Below are 16,189 nucleotides of genomic sequence, written 5' to 3' on the forward strand. Positions count from 1 at the left end.
CTGGGAGCATCTGCCGCTCTTGAAGAACGGAGGAACAAGGTGAACAACCCGTCAAATCGAGTCTCAGAATTCTTTGAAAACGATTCAGAAGGCGGCAACTTGCTTTGGCAATACGTCCAATCTATGAATCCAGACACGATTACCCAACTTTCCAAACCCTCTTCTCAGGAAGTGTTTCAGGTAATGGAACGCAACATCGTGGGGCTGTTGGGGAATCTACCACCAGAACACTTTGGTGTTACAGTCACTACCAATCGTGAAAATCTGGGGCGTTTGCTGGCTTCGGCAATGATTAGCGGCTATTTTCTGCGTAACGCCGAACAGCGAATGACGTTTGAGAAATCCTTACAAGCTGCCACTGAAGCCAACTCTTTTGAAGCTGAGTAATAAACGTCAGGCGATGTGCTTTTCTTAAATGCCTGTAGAACAAGCGTCTCGCCTGTTTGATTATTGGAGGCGGGACGCTACGGTAAATCAAGGTACAGGCTAAATAAAGGTACAGCGTCCGATATAGCGACTCGGCAGACGAGAAAGTAAGTCTGCCGAGTTCTGCTATTTTGGAGGAAAAGTGATTCTCTTATGAGCCAAACTTCCGCGCTTCTTCCTCATAAGTCAATTGGCGTTGCTGTTATCTGGAACGAGCAAAGACAAATTTTAATAGATCGAAGACGCCCAGGTGGTTTAATGGGCGGACTTTGGGAATTCCCCGGCGGCAAAATCGAGCCTGGAGAAACCGTCGTGGAATGTATAAAAAGAGAAATCAAAGAAGAGTTGGGAATTGAAATAGAAGTAGGCGATCGCTTGATCGTTATCGACTACATCTATAGCCAATTTAGCATCACCCTCAACGTCCATCACTGCCAACACCTTACAGGCATTCCCCAACCTATCGAATCCGAAGAAGTGCGCTGGGTGACACTCGATCAACTCGATCAGTATCCCTTTCCCGCCGCTAATATCCAGATTATCAACGCCCTGCGGAAAAATTAACAATTCTTCACTCATCGCTCGTTTCCAGGCTCAGCCTGGGAACGAGGGAAGAACTCTACCGATAAACTGGCAGGGTGAAGTGGAAACTGCTGCCTTTATCAGAAGCCGAATCTACCCAAATTCGCCCATAATGCGCCCGGATAATGCGCTGACACAACCCAAGACCAATCCCATATCCATCTTTTGCTTCATCTCGCTCCAGCCGATAGCGATCCTCAAAGATCCGGTCTTGATTCTCTACAGGGATGCCAGGGCCAGTGTCGTCAACACTCACTTGAATTTTCTGTGTAGTGCGGTGAAGCATTGAAACCTGGATTTTGCCTCCTTCTGGAGTGTACTTAATCGCATTGTCCAGCAGGTTTACGATCACCTGACGCACCCGTTCTTCATCTGCATAAACATAGGGGAGATCGTTGGGAATATCAGTTTTTAAGGATTGAGATTTTGCCTGACACCGATTTTTCAAGGAGTTGAGAACCTCATGGCACAGCGCCCCCAAGTCTAACTTCAGAGGTTTAATATGTAATTCAGCGCTCGTCCCCCTGGAAGCTTGCAGAATATCTGTAATCATCCTGTCCATAGCGCGGAGTTGGGAACGAGCCTGTTTGCTTAACTGCTCCATCTGCGCTGGGGTCAACCTGGGAGCGCCGCCACCATTGCTCCAGTTTTGGGTTATTTCTATAGTTTCCACCGCCAGAGAGGCAGCTGTCAGGGGACTACGCAGGTCGTGAGCCAACATAGCAACCACCCGGTCTTTGAACTTTAGCTGAGCCAGCAGTTCTTCTTTTTCTTTCTTGAGCCGAAAAATTTCGTCAGACAGTTGAATAAGTTCTGCGGAATAGGCAACGGAACTAATTGCTGATTTTGGTGTCTGTGTTGTCGGTGCCTCAGTTGGGAGTGGTAAATTCTGTTGATATTCCTCAACACAAAGTTGCCAGCGGGGCCACCAATTCTTCAACTGAGTTACTAAATCACTACCAGCAAGAGTCTGTCGGGGTTCTGGATGGATTTTAATCAGAGCAGGAGTCGCTATAAGTTTAAAGTGTTCAGCCAAATAAGGCTGTTCCCCCACCTCGATAACCTGAATTTCAAAGGCATACTGTGCTTTGAGCTGAGCTAAATAACTGTGTATTTGTTGAATCTGTTTGCGCGAACTAGGACGCTCATCAACGAACAGCACTAGCTGTAGTGACGCTTCAGAAGACGTAGGTTTTTCAGGAGCTGCCTGTATGTAATCTGGTTTCAGCACTGGCACCAACCGGGGACGCTTTGACTGTGAGTGAGACTAACTGACAGTTGAACAGAATCCAAGATCCGCTTTCAATTTAATATCTATTTAACATTTATAAACGATTGTAAGTGATGTTGTTAAGATTACAGAAGCCGTCAGTGTTGCGGATGGTGATGGGCGCAGCGATCGCGTTCTTTTTGTTTACCCTGATTCTCACCCTGCACCGACACTACACCTTCTATTCCTCCTACGACCAGGGCATCTTTAATCAAGTCTTCTGGAACAACCTTCACGGTCGTTTCTTTCAAAGTACCCTTTCTTCCCAACTTTCCACTAACGTCGTCCACAATAGCGAAGTACCAGAGGTTTTTTACCACCGCTTAGGGCAACACTTCACCCCCGCCCTCTTGCTCTGGCTACCGCTGTATGCTTTATTCCCGTATCCAGCAACTCTCACCGTTTTACAAGTCACTCTTGTAACTGCCGCTGGTTTGGTTCTGTACGTCTTGGCGCGACAGTATTTGGAACCACCCCTGTCAGCGATGATTACCGTCAGCTTTTACTGCGCTAACGCTGTCCTCGGCCCTACTTTATCCAACTTCCACGACATTTGCCAGATTCCCTTGTTTATGTTTACTCTGCTGCTGGCAATGGAAAAACGCTGGTGGTGGCTGTTCTGGGTGGTGGCTGTTTTGATTTTGGCGGTGCGGGAAGATAGCGGAGTGAGTTTGTTTGGTGTCGGCTTTTACATGATTCTCAGCAAACGCTATCCGCGCATCGGTCTTGCTGTATGTACTCTCAGCTTTGGTTACATGATTGTCCTCACCAATCTGATCATGCCGCTATTTTCCGAAGATATTTCCCAGCGGTTTATGATGGAACGATTTGGTCAGTACGCGGATGGCGATGAAGCTTCCACTCTGGAAATTATCTGGGGAATGGTTAGCAATCCGCTGCGGCTAATAGTAGAGTTATTTTCACCTTTAGACCGCACGATTAAGTATTTGTTAGGCCAATGGTTGCCTTTAGCTTTTGTACCAGCGATCGCGCCCGCTTCTTGGATGATAGCTGGATTTCCCCTCTTAAAGCTGCTGTTGGGTAAAGGTATGTCCGTCCTCGCCATCAGCATTCGCTACGCCATGACAGTTGTACCTGGACTATTTTACGGGACGATTCTCTGGTGGGGGAGAAAGCAGAACAGAGGGGCAGAGGGGATGTCCAATTCCCAATCCCCAATTCCCAAATCCTTTCGCCGCTTTTGGATAATTTGCCTAAGCCTTTCTCTATTTTTTACCTTTACATCTAACCCGAATCGGACTCTTTATTTCCTGATTCCAGATTCCATTCAGCCTTTAGTTTATGTTCCACTTCCGCGACAGTGGGAACACGTCAGCCAAGTGCGTCCGTTGCTGGCTCAAATTCCGCCAGATGCTAGTGTTACTGCAAGTACCTATCTCATTCCCCATCTTTCCGGTCGCCGCGAAATTATCCGCTTTCCTAACTTGCAGCTACGCAACGATGCGCGTGAGGTTGTGAATGTGGACTACATTATTGCTGACTTGTGGCAGATGCAGCAATATCAAACCGCTTTTCGCGAGGAACGCGAACTCTTGCAAAATGGCATTCCTTTTATTGAGCAATTGTCTAGTAGTGGGCAGTATGGGATTATTGGCTTCAAAGATGGGGTGATTTTGATGCAAAAAGGTGCTGCGTCGGTAGAACAAGCGATCGCATCTTGGCAAGCCTTTCGCCAACAGGTTCCGCCCAAGTAAGTTTTAAACCAATTGTCCAGATAGACTGGGAAAACTATCTGGACTCTTTATCGGGACTCCGCCACAAGCCCCGTAAGAAGAGGCATACGCTGTAGGCGATCGCACTTAGATATCAATCAGTCCACCCATGATCCGCATTCGCACGGAAGCCCTAGAGGGCGATCGCGTGACAATATTAATTTACAGATAACGACCCTTGGATGGCTGAAAATTTACGCGATCACATATTTGATCCGTTTTTCACCACAAAAGCGGTAGGTAGAGTTACTTTTCTGCTCTTGTCTATTAGTTATTAGATTGTTGTGGAAAAACACGGTGGTCAATTGAAGTGTATTTCAGAGCTTGGTTTTGGGTCTTTAGGGATTGAGATTACGAGAAAGGCAGTACCTCAAAGGGTAGGGACTGGTAACTAAAAAGGCTCTTATGGAAAGAAAAGAATTTTTTACTTTGCCCTTTTTCTTTCTTTAAGGGCTGTGGATTAGGAAAACTTTTGTAATTTCCTGCATTTAACCTATTTTTTGATCGTCACTCAACTTAGAGCGGCGATCGCAGCAACTTTGCTGTCAATCCCTGTTAAATGTTAAAAGATTATTAAAAGTTTTTACATCTTACACTAATTCAGGTATAAGACTATAACTTTGAGAAATATGTCAATCTATAGCAATTTGTAAATTTATTAGGGAGAGGGGAGTTATGAAGATTTTGGTACTAACTTGGGAGTTTCCGCCGCGCATTGTGGGAGGGATTGCCCGCCATGTAGGAGAGTTATATCCAGAGATTGCCAAGCTGGGGCATGAAGTCCACTTGCTGACGGTAGAGTTTGGTCATGCGCCACTGTATGAGGTGGTGGATGGTGTACACGTGCATCGGGTGCCAGTCGGTTGCGGTCACGACTTCTTCCACTGGGTTGTGAATCTAAACCAAAGCATGGGGATTCACGGTGGTAAACTGATGATGGAAGAAGGGCCGTTTGATTTGATCCACGCGCATGATTGGCTGGTAGGAGATGCCGCGATCGCGCTCAAGCACAACTTTAAAGTTCCCCTAGTTGCCACTGTCCACGCCACAGAATTTGGACGTTACAACGGCATCTACAACGACGACCACCGATATATTAGTGGCAAAGAAAAGCTTCTCGCCTATAACGCATGGCGGATAATTGTCTGTACCAACTATATGCGGCAAGAAGTAGAACGGGCTTTAGAAAGTCCTTGGGACAAAATTGATGTAATTTACAACGGCATCCGACCGGAGAAGAAACGCAGGGCGCAGGAATTTGATGCTTGGAACTTCCGCGGTCGCTTTGCTGAAGACAGGGAAAAAATTGTCTATTACGTCGGTAGAATGTCCCACGAGAAGGGCGTTTCCGTGCTGCTGAATGCTGCCCCGAAGGTAATTTGGGAAATGGAAGGTAACGTCAAAATTGTGATTATTGGCGGCGGTAACACCGACCCTCTCAAACAGCAAGCTTGGAATTTAGGCATTTGGGACAAGTGCTATTTCACAGGCTTTATGTCTGATGCTGATTTAGATAAATTTCAAACCGTTGCCGATTGCGCCGTATTTCCCAGCCTTTACGAACCCTTTGGCATTGTTGCCTTAGAAAGCTTTGCCGCTCGCGTTTCAGTTGTAGTATCAGACACGGGTGGTTTACCAGAAGTCGTGCAACACACCAAAACTGGAGTTGTGACTCAGACAAATAACGCTGATTCTCTGGCTTGGGGAATCTTAGAGGTGCTAAAAAACCCAGCTTACGCACAGTGGCTAGTGGACAACGCCTACAAAGATTTAGAACGGCGGTTCAGTTGGACAAAGATAGCGAAACAGACAGAGGAAGTTTATCAGACAGTAGTGCAAGAGCGATCGCAAGTTCACTGGGCATAATCCGATTTTGGAATTTGCTGAGGTCGGAGTTTCGGAAACTCCAATGATTTTGGATTGAGAAATTCTCGTTCCCAAACTCAGTTTGGGAACGAGAGACGGAATGGTCTGCATCACCATAAGGCTGGCTGAAAGAAAACTATGAACACTCCCATATTTTCCCAGCATCCGTACCGTTGCAAACTGGATTGGGGACAGAGGGGCGCTCGTCAGGCGGCAGAGAGAGGAGATATTATCGTCATTGTGGATACCCTCAGCTTCTCGACAGCGGTAGCGTGTGCAGTGCATCATGGCGGCATTGTCTATCCCTGTTCAAAAACTGAAGATGTAGCAGCCTTTGCACAGCGCATTAGTGGTGAAGCATCTGTGAATCGGAGAGACGTACCTGACAAGGGGCGTTTTTCGCTATCGCCTCTGACCTACCTGGGACTAGAGTCAGGAACACGAATCGTGCTAGCTTCCCCCAACGGAGCAACGTGCAGCCGCTTGTCTGGTCAGGTTTCTTACCTTTTCACGGGAGCATTAGTAAACGCAGCAGCCGTAGCTACAGCCGTGTCACAGGTTATGAGTACAACTAATCTATCTGTGACAGTCATTGCCTGCGGAGAACAGTGGTCAATACCTTCTGAGGAAGGGCAACTGCGCGTAGCAATCGAGGACTACGTGGGTGCAGGCGCAATCTTGTCTTATCTAGAATATGAAAAATCACCTGAAGCCCGTGTGTGTGAGGGTTCTTTCAGGTATATTCAAAACCATTTGGAGGAGACGCTTTGGGAGTGTGGAAGTGCGCGGGAACTGCGAGAGTCAGGATTTGAAGCCGACGTACAGCACTCCCTAACATTAAACCTGTACGATTCCGTACCCGTCATGCGAGGCGAGTATTTTGAAAAAGCCTACTTCAAAATCAACTGACAGCGATGACTGTGCAAAAGTTGAAACTCCCGGCCTGCTACTTGTTCCAACATAGAAACAAGATGTTCAGGTCTTAAGATAGTTCCATCATTGCAATAACTACCCACATAACGCAAAGCAACTCCTTCCTCCTCTCTGCGCCCTCCGTGCTTCTGCGATTCCTTAACCTCCAACTCAAACAAGCGATCGCGCAGATTCACCTGTTTAATCTTCCCAGACTTCGTAGTTTGCTCTACCAAAATCTCGTCTTTAGCCTTAATCGCCTCCACCCAATCTAGCCACTGAGTTTCACCCTCAGTCACCACCGTAATCAAATACTCCGCCTTCTCCAGCAGCGCAGTCGCCGCAGTCCCCTTGAGATCAACATCTTCCACCCGATAAATCGGAATATCTGAAGGTAACTGTGCAGCTAACCTCTGGCGGAAAGATTCCTCATCCAGCCTTTCTTTCAACTCAAAATCCACAATCTCGCCACTGCTAGTCGCACCTAGAGTCAGCGCACTAGCAGGAGAAATTCGAGGACTAGGATGAAACCCACCAGTGAAAGAAATCGGTAAAGCCGCCCGTCGCACCGCCCGGTCAAATAGGCGCACCAAATCCAAATGACTCACCAGCGCCATATCACCCAGCTTCCCAAACCAGACTCGCAAACGCTGCACCCGGTCTTGATTTGGCGTGAAGTGTCCGGCAAATTCCGGAATCGGCAATGGCTTTACCACAATATTGTGACCAAAGTCAATACCGCAAACGCCACAGTGAGAACAACCTTCAAAAGAGCAATCTGGAACCGTCGCCGCCTCTAGCGCGCGTTTGAGATCATCTTTGAGCCAGTTTTTATCAATTCCCGTATCTATATGATCCCAAGGGAGAGGCGCATCTATTAATTGGGCATTAGGCATAGACGACTGGGAATTGGGAGTTTCTTCTCCCCAGTTTCCAGTTCCTAGTCCCCAGTCCCCAGTTTCCACTAGGCGATATTTCCAGGTTAGATTAGATTGCGCGATCGCTTCTCCCCAAGCAGCAAAAGCCCGTTCCACATTATCGAACCAGGAATCCATTCCCGCGCCCAATTCCCAGGCGCGACGTAACACCTCGCCTAAACGCCTGTCACCCCGTCCGATAAAATCTTCCATCGCCGAAAGCCGAACATCTGTGAAGTTTACCTTCACCCCCCTCATCCCGCGAAACTCCTCGCGTAGAAGTTTCTGCTTTCGTTTAAACTCAGTTGTTGATACCGAGTGCCACTGAAAAGGTGTGTGCGGCTTGGGCGTAAAATTAGAGATTGTCAGATTAAAATTCAGCCACCTTCTGCCCTCGGCACGACACTCTTGCTTTAGCCAGCGTACAGTTTCGGCAATGCCCAGCACATCAACATCCGTTTCCCCAGGCAAACCGATCATAAAGTAGAGCTTAATCTTATCCCAGCCCTGCTCGAAGGCCGTTTTCACACCCCGCAGCAGTTCGGCATTAGTCAACCCTTTGTTGATAATATCCCGCATCCGCTGGGTTCCAGCTTCCGGTGCAAAAGTTAGCCCACTTTGTCGCGTACCGCCGATGATATTGGAAATATTTTCATCAAACCTGTCTACCCGCTGACTCGGTAAAGATAGGGAAATATTCTCATCTTTGAGGCGATTTTTGACTTCCATCCCCACAGCTGGCAGAGACAGATAATCGGAACACGAGAGAGACAATAGGGAAAACTCGTTATACCCAGTTTCCCGCATTCCCCGCTCAATTGCTTCGACAACTTGCTCTGGTTCGACGTCCCGCGCCGGACGAGTCAACATTCCTGGTTGACAAAAACGGCAACCGCGAGTACATCCGCGCCGTATTTCTATCGTCAAGCGATCGTGTACTGTCTCCACGAAGGGAACTAAGCCGATAGAATAAGCTGGCATGGGTGCAGCAACCCGCCGCATAACCCGCTTTGGCACGTCTGGGCGGTTGGGATGAACTGAGCCACTGATAAAAAGCTCCTTATCTTCCCCCTGTTGCGGGGGGATTGAGGGGGGTGCCATGTCATAAAATTGAGGCACGTAAACGCCGGGGACTTGTGCCAAAGAAAGCAGCAAGTCTTCTCTACTCAATCCGGCTTTTTTGCCGCGTTCTACTACCCAGCCTATTTCTGGCAACAGTTCCTCGCCATCTCCCAGCGCAATAAAGTCGAAAAAGTCTGCGTAGGGTTCGGGATTCGATGTTGCAGTTTGTCCCCCTGCGAAAATTAGCGGGTAAGAGGAGTTGGGGGACTTGTCCCCAGTCTCTAGTCTCTCGCGCCACGTCAAAGGGATTCCTGCCAAATCCAGCATTTCAAGGATGTTGGTGGCTCCGAGTTCGTAGCTGAGGCTAAAGCCTAAAATATCAAAGTCTGTGAGACTGCGCCGTGACTCAACAGCAAACAGGGGCGTTTGTGTTTCTCGTAGCTTCGCCGCTAAGTCGGGAGCTGGTAAATAGGCGCGATCGCACAGTTGCCCTAGCTGAGCATTCAAAATATTGTAGAGAATGATATGCCCAAGGTTAGATGCACCCACCTCATAAATTTCTGGGTAAGTCAGAACCCAGCGCACCGCCGCTGCGTCCCAAGGTTTGTGTACCGCTCCTAACTCGTTCCCCAGATAACGAGCAGGTTTCTGTATGTCTGGCGTAAGTAACTTTTCGATTGCGATCGCCACAGCAAAACTCTCCCCTGCTTCCAGTGCCTCAGATTCAACCCTAGCACCAATTCGCAGTCAGCAGTTTAGCTTCTAGTTTGAAGTAGTTACGCTCAGCGGGCAAAATTCGATATTTCCTAGTCCCTAGACTTTTTGAGCTGCTTCAAATGCTGACTGATTTTCAAAAATTTCAAATACACCGTCAAGTTGAGCCAGCTCAAAAATCATCCGAATCGAGGGCGAAACCGAGCAGAGTCCAAACTGCCGATTTAATTTATGAGCTAAACGGTGAGCGGATACTAACGCCATGAGTCCAGCACTATCCAAAAGATCCACTCCAGCCATATCAACTAACACTATGGACTGTTCAGAGGAAACCGCCGCTGTCAGTTCACCTTGAAGCTCTACCGCGTTGGAAGCATTTACGTGACCTTGGGGGCAAACAACCGTAATGTTTAAGCGGACCAGTGTACTTTGCATAGCGTATATCCTGCTTGAGCTAATAATCAAAAAATTGTCTGATAGCTTTGACGATATACTCTAAATTCTTGAATTGCCTACTCCTTCCTAGGTATTTTGCCAAATCTTCATTACTTGACCCCTATTTTTTAAAGTTTTCAATAAGCTTTAACTTTCAGTGTCAAATACTACGGACATAATTTAATAAATCTATTAGTTGCATTTAGGCATATATCTTCTTAACTTATTCCCCCTCCTTAAATCAAACCTATGGTAGATGCACTAGCTTTTAAATTATTCTTTATTTCTGCACTTAGCGAAGCCAAGCTAGGGTTCAAACCTAAGGCTAGACAATATCGCTTACCTTAGGAAGCCATAATATTTATGTTAAATCTGAAACAGATAAGATAAATAAAATTGTAAAAAAACTAAAAGTAATCTCAAATTTAAAAAAACAGTGATTTGGATCACTTTGCTATCCAGTATTAGATCACTCTCTCAACTAGATATATAATTGATAATTTTTATATGCGGAGTTCTATAGGTTTTTATGAGAACTAGATTCGTTATTCGTCAACTGGTAGAAAAAGCTCTCCATATTAAGAAATTGACTCCAGATATAGAGAGTGAAATAAACTATGAACTGACCAGGCTAGGCTACATCTCTGATGTAGATTATGAGGCACTGGAATTACTTATGTCAGAGATGGATGCAGGTCGCATTCAACTTGTGGCAAGTTGCTAAAAAGGCAAAATACTCATATTTGGGCGATCGCCTTTTTTGTCCCACTTGGCGGTAAACTGTCTGATGGTTCATTATAACGCCATTTTTTCAGTTGCTAAACTTCCATGCCGTTTGCTAAACGCCTAAAGAATATTTTGCCCTATATATTTGCTGAGATTAACAGCAATCAGGATGAAATAGTCGGCTTAGGGGTGGACATAATCAACATGGACGTCGGCACTCCTGACCGTCCAACGCCAGCAGATATTGTCTAGGCGATGCACGAAGTAATTGACAATCCATTGACTCATCATTATCTACCAGATCAGCGAACCAAAGATTACCGCTCATCTGCTGCATGAATGAAATACTGTTTTGCTGTCAAAGACTTAAATTCAAACACCGCAGTTGTGTATTTCATAGGCTTGAAAAAAGTAATCCAAAATACCTGGAAAGAATTTATCTCCCTGTCTTAGAGAAATGCCGCATCATTGTACCCACTGTAAAGGCTACGATGTTGGGAAGCTTCTTCTGAATTACCTTGAGACTAGCAGATGAACGGATGTGCGAAGCGATTCAAGAAATGAAAGACGCAAACATTCGCTACGAAGCCTGAAACTCACTTTTATAGACTTGCCAAACCTGGCGGACAAAGCAAGTAAGTTGCCGATGGCCTTCAGTTGCGTCGGTTATTGGCGCATTTGGAGCATCCATCTGGGTTAACAGAGGAATCACCTCTGTATCAAGTGCAGGTCGAAACAAACTTACAGGCCATACTAAATCTGCACCTTGACGCAAATTGTACAGCATTGGTAATGGGTTAGCATCCTTGTTTGGTAATACAGTAAGCATTAAAGGGCGCACCCAGCAAACCTGTCGTGAAGTCACAACTTGAATAACTTCAGCGTACAGGCGAGAATTTTCATACTCTAAACAAACAATCTGGTAAGGCTGAAAGTTAGGAGCGGAACTGATTGAGGCTTGCTTCACAGGAAGAAATAGGACTTTTCTTATTGCTTCTTTATTGTAGAAGTTAGATGCCCTTTAGGGGGTAAGCTTGGAGTACCTTTGGTGCTACGCTTGGCACGTCCTCCCAGATGAGCGATCGCTACCAAATATAACAATAACAACCTAATATAACATCCCTAATTGGTTCCTGAAGGCGAGATCCCCGACTTTTTAAAGAAGTCGGGGATCTGAAGGGCTAGAATCTCACAAATCAATATTTATGCAAGAACTATTTACACTTAAAGAATTGCTGCTAAATCGGGCTATCCACGACTCATTGACGATTGTTGAATAACTCGAATCAAAAAGTAAAAATGGCATTATTAATAATATTAGCAGCTAGGCTATTACATCTGATAAGGGAGCAAGTCGAAAATTGCACAAATCGCTGTTGGGAAGTATCTATACTGGTTAATAAAAAGGAAATTTTGGCTGGTGCCTTGGCTTTAATGTCACTGCCAGAATGAAGAAATTTTGACGCTTTGCGGATAAGCGATCTCTATAGCAGTCCTAAATGATTCGTGAATGCCAGATCCCCGACTTCTCTAAGAAGTCGGGGATCTAAAGTGCTAGGACATCACAACTCAAATAGGATTGCTATATAATTTCTTTCTATAAGCAATATGCTATATTTCTTACCTAAATAAAAATATTAAGGTTTGCTCCCCAATCCCCGATAAATTAGGGATTAGGGAGCAAATGTGTTGCATCACAACGTTAACCGAGATGTATTGTCCTCAACCCTTCTCCCATCAAGGGAGAAGGGGTTGGCAGTAAATCTCCCTTAAACTGGCAGCACCGAATTTGCAGAATTCACTCCCATCGCACCGGAGTAAATCAAACCTCGTTGCATATCCAGCGTCAGAATCGCTCCATCCCGAATGATTTCCGTTGCCTTCTTCACGCCCACAATTACCGGAACACCCAAGCGTAAGCCAATCACAGCCGCATGAGAAGCCAAACTTTCATCCTCAGTAATAATCCCAGATGCCTTGCGAATTACATCAACAAAATCAGCATTAGTGCGAGGCACCACCAGAATTTCTCCATGATTGAAGTTTCCGATTTCCCTGGCAGTGTGAGCCACCCGCGCGCGACCACTGACCGCGCCCTGTCCGATGCCAATGCCCTTACCCAGAACCGAAGTCACCACCTCAACCTTAATTAAGTCGGTGGAGCCAGATACGCCTTGCAGCGTTCCGGCGGTCATCACCACCAAATCGCCCTCAATCAGCATCTGCTTCTCTAGAGCCACATTGATTGCCGCATGGAACGTCTGACCAGCTGAAGGCAACTCCAGCACCAGTAGGGGTTTCACGCCCCACACCAGCTGCAATTGTCGCGCTACATCCACATGGGGAGTTATTGCCAAAATCGGTTTTTCTGGTCGGAACTTGGAAACATTTCTGGCAGTAGCGCCGCTTTTCGTAAGCGACATAATCGCCGCCGCCCCCAACTGTTCGGCAATCTGACCGACAGCCTGACTAATAGCATTAGTGATAGAGCGGGTGGTGCCTTTGACATTCGGGGCGATTTTTTCCTGCTCAATCCGCACGGCAATTGCTGCCATCGTCTGCACAGCTTCGATGGGGTATTTACCGACAGCAGTCTCATTCGACAGCATTACCGCATCGGTACCGTCAAGAATGGCATTCGCCACGTCGGAAACTTCAGCCCTGGTTGGGCGGGGATTGTTCACCATGCTGTCCAACATCTGAGTCGCCGTAATCACGGGAATGCCCAGCTGGTTCGAGGTGGCAATCAGACGCTTTTGTAAAATCGGGACATCTTCCGCAGGCAATTCCACGCCCAAGTCACCGCGAGCCACCATAACGCCATCAGAGAGGGAAAGAATCGCCTCCATTTGCTCGATGGCTTCGTGCTTTTCAATTTTGACAATCACTGGCACTTGCTTACCAGCATTGGAAATTAGCTCTTTGATTTCCAGCACATCCTGGGGGTTGCGGACAAAACTCAGCGCTACCCAGTCAACGCCCTGGTCAAGACCAAACATTAAGTCTTTACGGTCTTTGTCAGTAAGCGCCTTAATTGACAGGTAGACACCTGGGAAATTCACGCCTTTGTTGTTGGAGAGAGTTCCCCCTACGACGACGCGACAATGCAATTCCCGTGAAGTGCGGTCTATCTTTTCCACGACCATTTCAACTTTGCCGTCATCAAGCAGAATCGTGGCACCACAGGGGACTTCATCGGCCAGAGGTTCGTAGGTGACAGAGCTAATTTCCTGGGAGCCTGCGATTGGTTTGCTAGTTAGAATGAAATGATCGCCGTTCCTTAAAACTATAGACCCATTTTCAAACCGTCCCAGACGAATTTTCGGCCCTTGCAAATCTTGCAAAATGCCGACTGGCTGATTTAGTTCAAAAGCTGTCTGGCGAATCAGGCGAATGCTACGCTGATGGTCTTCATGGGTGCCGTGGGAAAAGTTGAGGCGCAAAGTAGTCGCACCCGCTTCAATTAAATCGCGTAGGACTTCTGGACGACTGGTAGCGGGGCCAATCGTAGCAACAATTTTTGTCCGGCGCAGGAAATTTCGCAGTTGCATGGGGAAAATTTCAGGGAGAGCAGAAGAGGACTGCTAACAACACTAAAGCAAAAGGGATACTATCATATTTCGCTGAGTGATAGTATATAGCTCTAATTTTGCGTTGCGATCGCGTCAGGGAACGAGCCTAGTTGTGGATTCTGCCATCAGGCATAATTGTACCCTTGAGGTTAGCACCCGCCAACTCTGCTTTTTCTCTAGCGATCGCTCCTAAAAGACTTGCATTTTGCAAATCGGCGAATTGCAGATTTGCACCGCTGATGTTAGCACCATTGAGAACCGCATTGCTCAAGTTAGCATTAGCCAAATTAGCTCCCGTGAAGTCGGTATTTGCCAGAATCACACCGCTTAAGTTGGCGTTAGCTAAATTGGCACCTTTGAGCTTAGCATTGCTCAGGTCACTCCCTGTAAAGCTAGCGCCACTCAAGTCGCAAAATTCACATTGATTCGTCGCCATTAACCGTTGAACGTGTTCTGGATTATCCGCCTTAACGGGCATCGCCCAATAGTAAGGCATCAACAACGCAGCTACAGTTAGTATTTCTCGTTTCATGTTTTTTGATGCAACAGCTGCTTTCAATCAGTAGTAGTAGTCTTTTTTTGACTTTTACCTTTTTAAGGTGCTGCCGTTTCGGAAGGCGAATATCTGTTCAAGCCGATAACACCTTTCAGCTTAGCCTCCTGCCAGTTGGCACCTGTGAGATTAGCCTCAGCTAGATTAGCCCCCTGAAAATCTGCTTCTGTCAGGTTAGCGTAACTTAGATTAGCATCTCCCAAATCAGCTCCGCTCAAATCTGCGGTGCTGAAATTGGTATAACTCAGATTAGCCTCCTTCAAAATGGCACTAATCAGATTGCACTGAACCAGATTTGCACCAACTAAAGACGCACCAGTTAGATTAGCAGAACGCAGATTTGCCTCGCGCAAGTTTGTGCCACTCAAGTTTGCATTAATCAGATTAGCTTCACTCAGGTAAGCATAATTGAGGTTGGCACCGCTCAAGTCAGCACCACTTAGATTAGCGATCGCTAACTTGGCATTTGTCAGATTAGCATTTTTCAGCCCAGCCGTAGTCAGATTAGCACGATTGAAACTAGCACCACTCAAGTTAGCACCACTCAAGTTAGCATCGGTAAGATTGGCACTCTGCAAGTTAGCATTCGGCAACAAGGTGCCAAGAAGAGACGCCTCAGCCAAAACAGCACCATTCAGGTCAGCATTGCCCAAGTATGCCTGATTAAGCTTGGCTTCGCTCAGGTTAGCACTACCCAGCTTGGCATTATCAAGTTCGGCACCCGTCAGGTTAGCAGCCGCCAGGTTAGCACCCGTTAAGTCAGCAATGTTCAGTTTTGCCTCTGCCAGGTTTGCCCTTACTAGATTGGCAACCGCAAGATTAGCATTACTTAAATTTGCCTTGAGCAAATCAGCATCAACCAGATTAGCAAAATTCAGATTCGCATTCTCTAGCTTGGCACCACTCAACTGAGCTTTGGTTAGGACAGCGTTATACAAGTCAGCGCCCTTTAAATTGGCGTACCGCAAATCAGCAGGAAATTCCTTAGCTTGCTTAGAGTCCTTGCGGTCTTCATTACGCGATCGCATTATCCCCAATTTTGCTTCCCTTAAGTTTGCCTTCTCTAAGTTGGTAATAACCAGCTTGGCACCGTTCATCTTGGCACCTTCTAGCTTGGCACCACTCAGGTCAGCACTACTTAAGTCTGCCCCTTCCAAATCAGCATCCGTCAAGTCAGCACCCTTTAGCTTGGCATTGTCCAACTTGGCATTCTTCAGGTCGCATCTGGGACAGGCGTTTGTTTCGAGTAATCGTTCTACGTGTCGAGAATTGGCCGCTTGCGCTGGGTTGACCAACACTCCGACGACTAAAGTTGCAACCGCGCAAGCCAAACCCACGAAGGCGGGGTTAATATACCAGTTAGGGCGATGAACTGCCCCATCAATGCAAGCAAATGCTTTCTCTGGCGCTATAGTCATTCA

Annotated in this window: 14 protein-coding genes; 7 read left to right on the forward strand and 7 right to left on the reverse strand. The window is 46.7% G+C overall.

Annotation, left to right across the window (positions count from 1 at the left end):
- Positions 1-39 precede the first annotated feature (39 nt).
- Together NDI42_RS04125 and mutT are read left to right on the forward strand one after the other, a co-directional pair.
- Positions 40-387 carry a DUF760 domain-containing protein gene (locus NDI42_RS04125; protein WP_190452916.1) on the forward strand — a complete coding sequence of 116 codons (348 nt, stop codon included), beginning with the start codon at positions 40-42 and terminating at the stop codon, positions 385-387.
- Between the two features lie 192 nt (positions 388-579).
- Positions 580-990 carry an 8-oxo-dGTP diphosphatase MutT gene (mutT, locus tag NDI42_RS04130; protein WP_190423901.1) on the forward strand — a complete coding sequence of 137 codons (411 nt, stop codon included), beginning with the start codon at positions 580-582 and terminating at the stop codon, positions 988-990.
- Positions 991-1,045: 55 nt separating this feature from the next.
- On the opposite strand, the gene NDI42_RS04135 is transcribed toward mutT, so the two are convergent.
- Positions 1,046-2,221 (reverse strand): histidine kinase, encoded by a 1,176-nt coding sequence (locus NDI42_RS04135; protein ID WP_190452917.1) that lies wholly within the window; start codon positions 2,219-2,221, stop codon positions 1,046-1,048.
- A 131-nt stretch (positions 2,222-2,352) separates the two neighbouring features.
- Here NDI42_RS04135 and NDI42_RS04140 point away from each other — a divergent pair, with 131 nt between their 5' ends.
- The 3 genes from NDI42_RS04140 (at position 2,353) to NDI42_RS04150 (ending at position 6,786) form a co-directional block, all read left to right on the forward strand.
- Positions 2,353-3,993, forward strand: coding sequence for a DUF2079 domain-containing protein (locus NDI42_RS04140; protein ID WP_190452803.1), 1,641 nt, complete (start codon positions 2,353-2,355; stop codon positions 3,991-3,993).
- 693 nt (positions 3,994-4,686) lie between these two features.
- A complete protein-coding gene (locus tag NDI42_RS04145; protein WP_190452806.1) occupies positions 4,687-5,877 on the forward strand; it encodes a glycosyltransferase family 4 protein in 1,191 nt (396 codons plus the stop codon).
- Positions 5,878-6,015: 138 nt separating this feature from the next.
- Positions 6,016-6,786 (forward strand): 2-phosphosulfolactate phosphatase, encoded by a 771-nt coding sequence (locus NDI42_RS04150; RefSeq protein ID WP_190452809.1) that lies wholly within the window; start codon positions 6,016-6,018, stop codon positions 6,784-6,786.
- Here the strand turns inward: NDI42_RS04150 and NDI42_RS04155 are convergent.
- Together NDI42_RS04155 and NDI42_RS04160 are read right to left on the reverse strand one after the other, a co-directional pair.
- Positions 6,768-9,458: a TIGR03960 family B12-binding radical SAM protein gene (locus NDI42_RS04155; protein WP_190452811.1), complete on the reverse strand. Its 2,691-nt coding sequence runs from the start codon at positions 9,456-9,458 to the stop codon at positions 6,768-6,770. The two genes, NDI42_RS04150 and NDI42_RS04155, sit on opposite strands and share 19 nt — an antisense overlap.
- A gap of 123 nt (positions 9,459-9,581) precedes the next feature.
- Positions 9,582-9,917, reverse strand: coding sequence for an STAS domain-containing protein (locus NDI42_RS04160; RefSeq protein ID WP_190452813.1), 336 nt, complete (start codon positions 9,915-9,917; stop codon positions 9,582-9,584).
- A 529-nt stretch (positions 9,918-10,446) separates the two neighbouring features.
- Here NDI42_RS04160 and NDI42_RS04165 point away from each other — a divergent pair.
- The gene (locus NDI42_RS04165) at positions 10,447-10,641 is read left to right on the forward strand and encodes a hypothetical protein (protein WP_190423913.1); all 195 of its coding nucleotides are present in this window, start codon (positions 10,447-10,449) and stop codon (positions 10,639-10,641) included.
- 104 nt (positions 10,642-10,745) lie between these two features.
- Positions 10,746-10,895, forward strand: coding sequence for a hypothetical protein (locus NDI42_RS04170; protein ID WP_190452815.1), 150 nt, complete (start codon positions 10,746-10,748; stop codon positions 10,893-10,895).
- A 328-nt stretch (positions 10,896-11,223) separates the two neighbouring features.
- Here NDI42_RS04170 and NDI42_RS04175 read toward each other — a convergent pair whose 3' ends face one another.
- The 4 genes from NDI42_RS04175 to NDI42_RS04190 all read right to left on the reverse strand — a co-directional run bounded on the left by NDI42_RS04175 (position 11,224) and on the right by NDI42_RS04190 (position 16,186).
- Positions 11,224-11,610, reverse strand: a complete 387-nt coding sequence (locus NDI42_RS04175) for a hypothetical protein (RefSeq protein WP_190452817.1) — start codon at positions 11,608-11,610, stop codon at positions 11,224-11,226.
- A gap of 802 nt (positions 11,611-12,412) precedes the next feature.
- Positions 12,413-14,194, reverse strand: coding sequence for a pyruvate kinase (pyk, locus tag NDI42_RS04180; RefSeq protein WP_190452819.1), 1,782 nt, complete (start codon positions 14,192-14,194; stop codon positions 12,413-12,415).
- Positions 14,195-14,321: 127 nt separating this feature from the next.
- On the reverse strand, positions 14,322-14,747 hold the full coding sequence (locus tag NDI42_RS04185) for a pentapeptide repeat-containing protein (protein ID WP_190452821.1): 426 nt from the start codon (positions 14,745-14,747) through the stop codon (positions 14,322-14,324).
- A 62-nt stretch (positions 14,748-14,809) separates the two neighbouring features.
- Entirely contained in the window at positions 14,810-16,186 is a 1,377-nt protein-coding gene (locus NDI42_RS04190; RefSeq protein ID WP_190452823.1) for a pentapeptide repeat-containing protein, read from the reverse strand.
- Positions 16,187-16,189: the final 3 nt, after the last annotated feature.

It is taken from the genome of Funiculus sociatus GB2-C1 (assembly GCF_039962115.1).
In the GTDB taxonomy this organism is placed as follows: Bacteria; Cyanobacteriota; Cyanobacteriia; order Cyanobacteriales; family FACHB-T130; genus Funiculus; species Funiculus sociatus.

Excerpts from the sequence above, each read along its gene's own strand:
- NDI42_RS04145 (WP_190452806.1), top strand. The coding sequence starts at position 4,687 with ATGAAGATTTTGGTACTAACTTGGGAGTTTCCGCCGCGCATTGTGGGA.
- pyk (WP_190452819.1), bottom strand. The coding sequence starts at position 14,194 with ATGCAACTGCGAAATTTCCTGCGCCGGACAAAAATTGTTGCTACGATT.
- NDI42_RS04165 (WP_190423913.1), top strand. The coding sequence starts at position 10,447 with ATGAGAACTAGATTCGTTATTCGTCAACTGGTAGAAAAAGCTCTCCAT.
- NDI42_RS04190 (WP_190452823.1), bottom strand. The coding sequence starts at position 16,186 with ATGACTATAGCGCCAGAGAAAGCATTTGCTTGCATTGATGGGGCAGTT.
- NDI42_RS04140 (WP_190452803.1), top strand. The coding sequence starts at position 2,353 with ATGTTGTTAAGATTACAGAAGCCGTCAGTGTTGCGGATGGTGATGGGC.
- NDI42_RS04160 (WP_190452813.1), bottom strand. The coding sequence starts at position 9,917 with ATGCAAAGTACACTGGTCCGCTTAAACATTACGGTTGTTTGCCCCCAA.
- mutT (WP_190423901.1), top strand. The coding sequence starts at position 580 with ATGAGCCAAACTTCCGCGCTTCTTCCTCATAAGTCAATTGGCGTTGCT.
- NDI42_RS04150 (WP_190452809.1), top strand. The coding sequence starts at position 6,016 with ATGAACACTCCCATATTTTCCCAGCATCCGTACCGTTGCAAACTGGAT.
- NDI42_RS04185 (WP_190452821.1), bottom strand. The coding sequence starts at position 14,747 with ATGAAACGAGAAATACTAACTGTAGCTGCGTTGTTGATGCCTTACTAT.
- NDI42_RS04170 (WP_190452815.1), top strand. The coding sequence starts at position 10,746 with ATGCCGTTTGCTAAACGCCTAAAGAATATTTTGCCCTATATATTTGCT.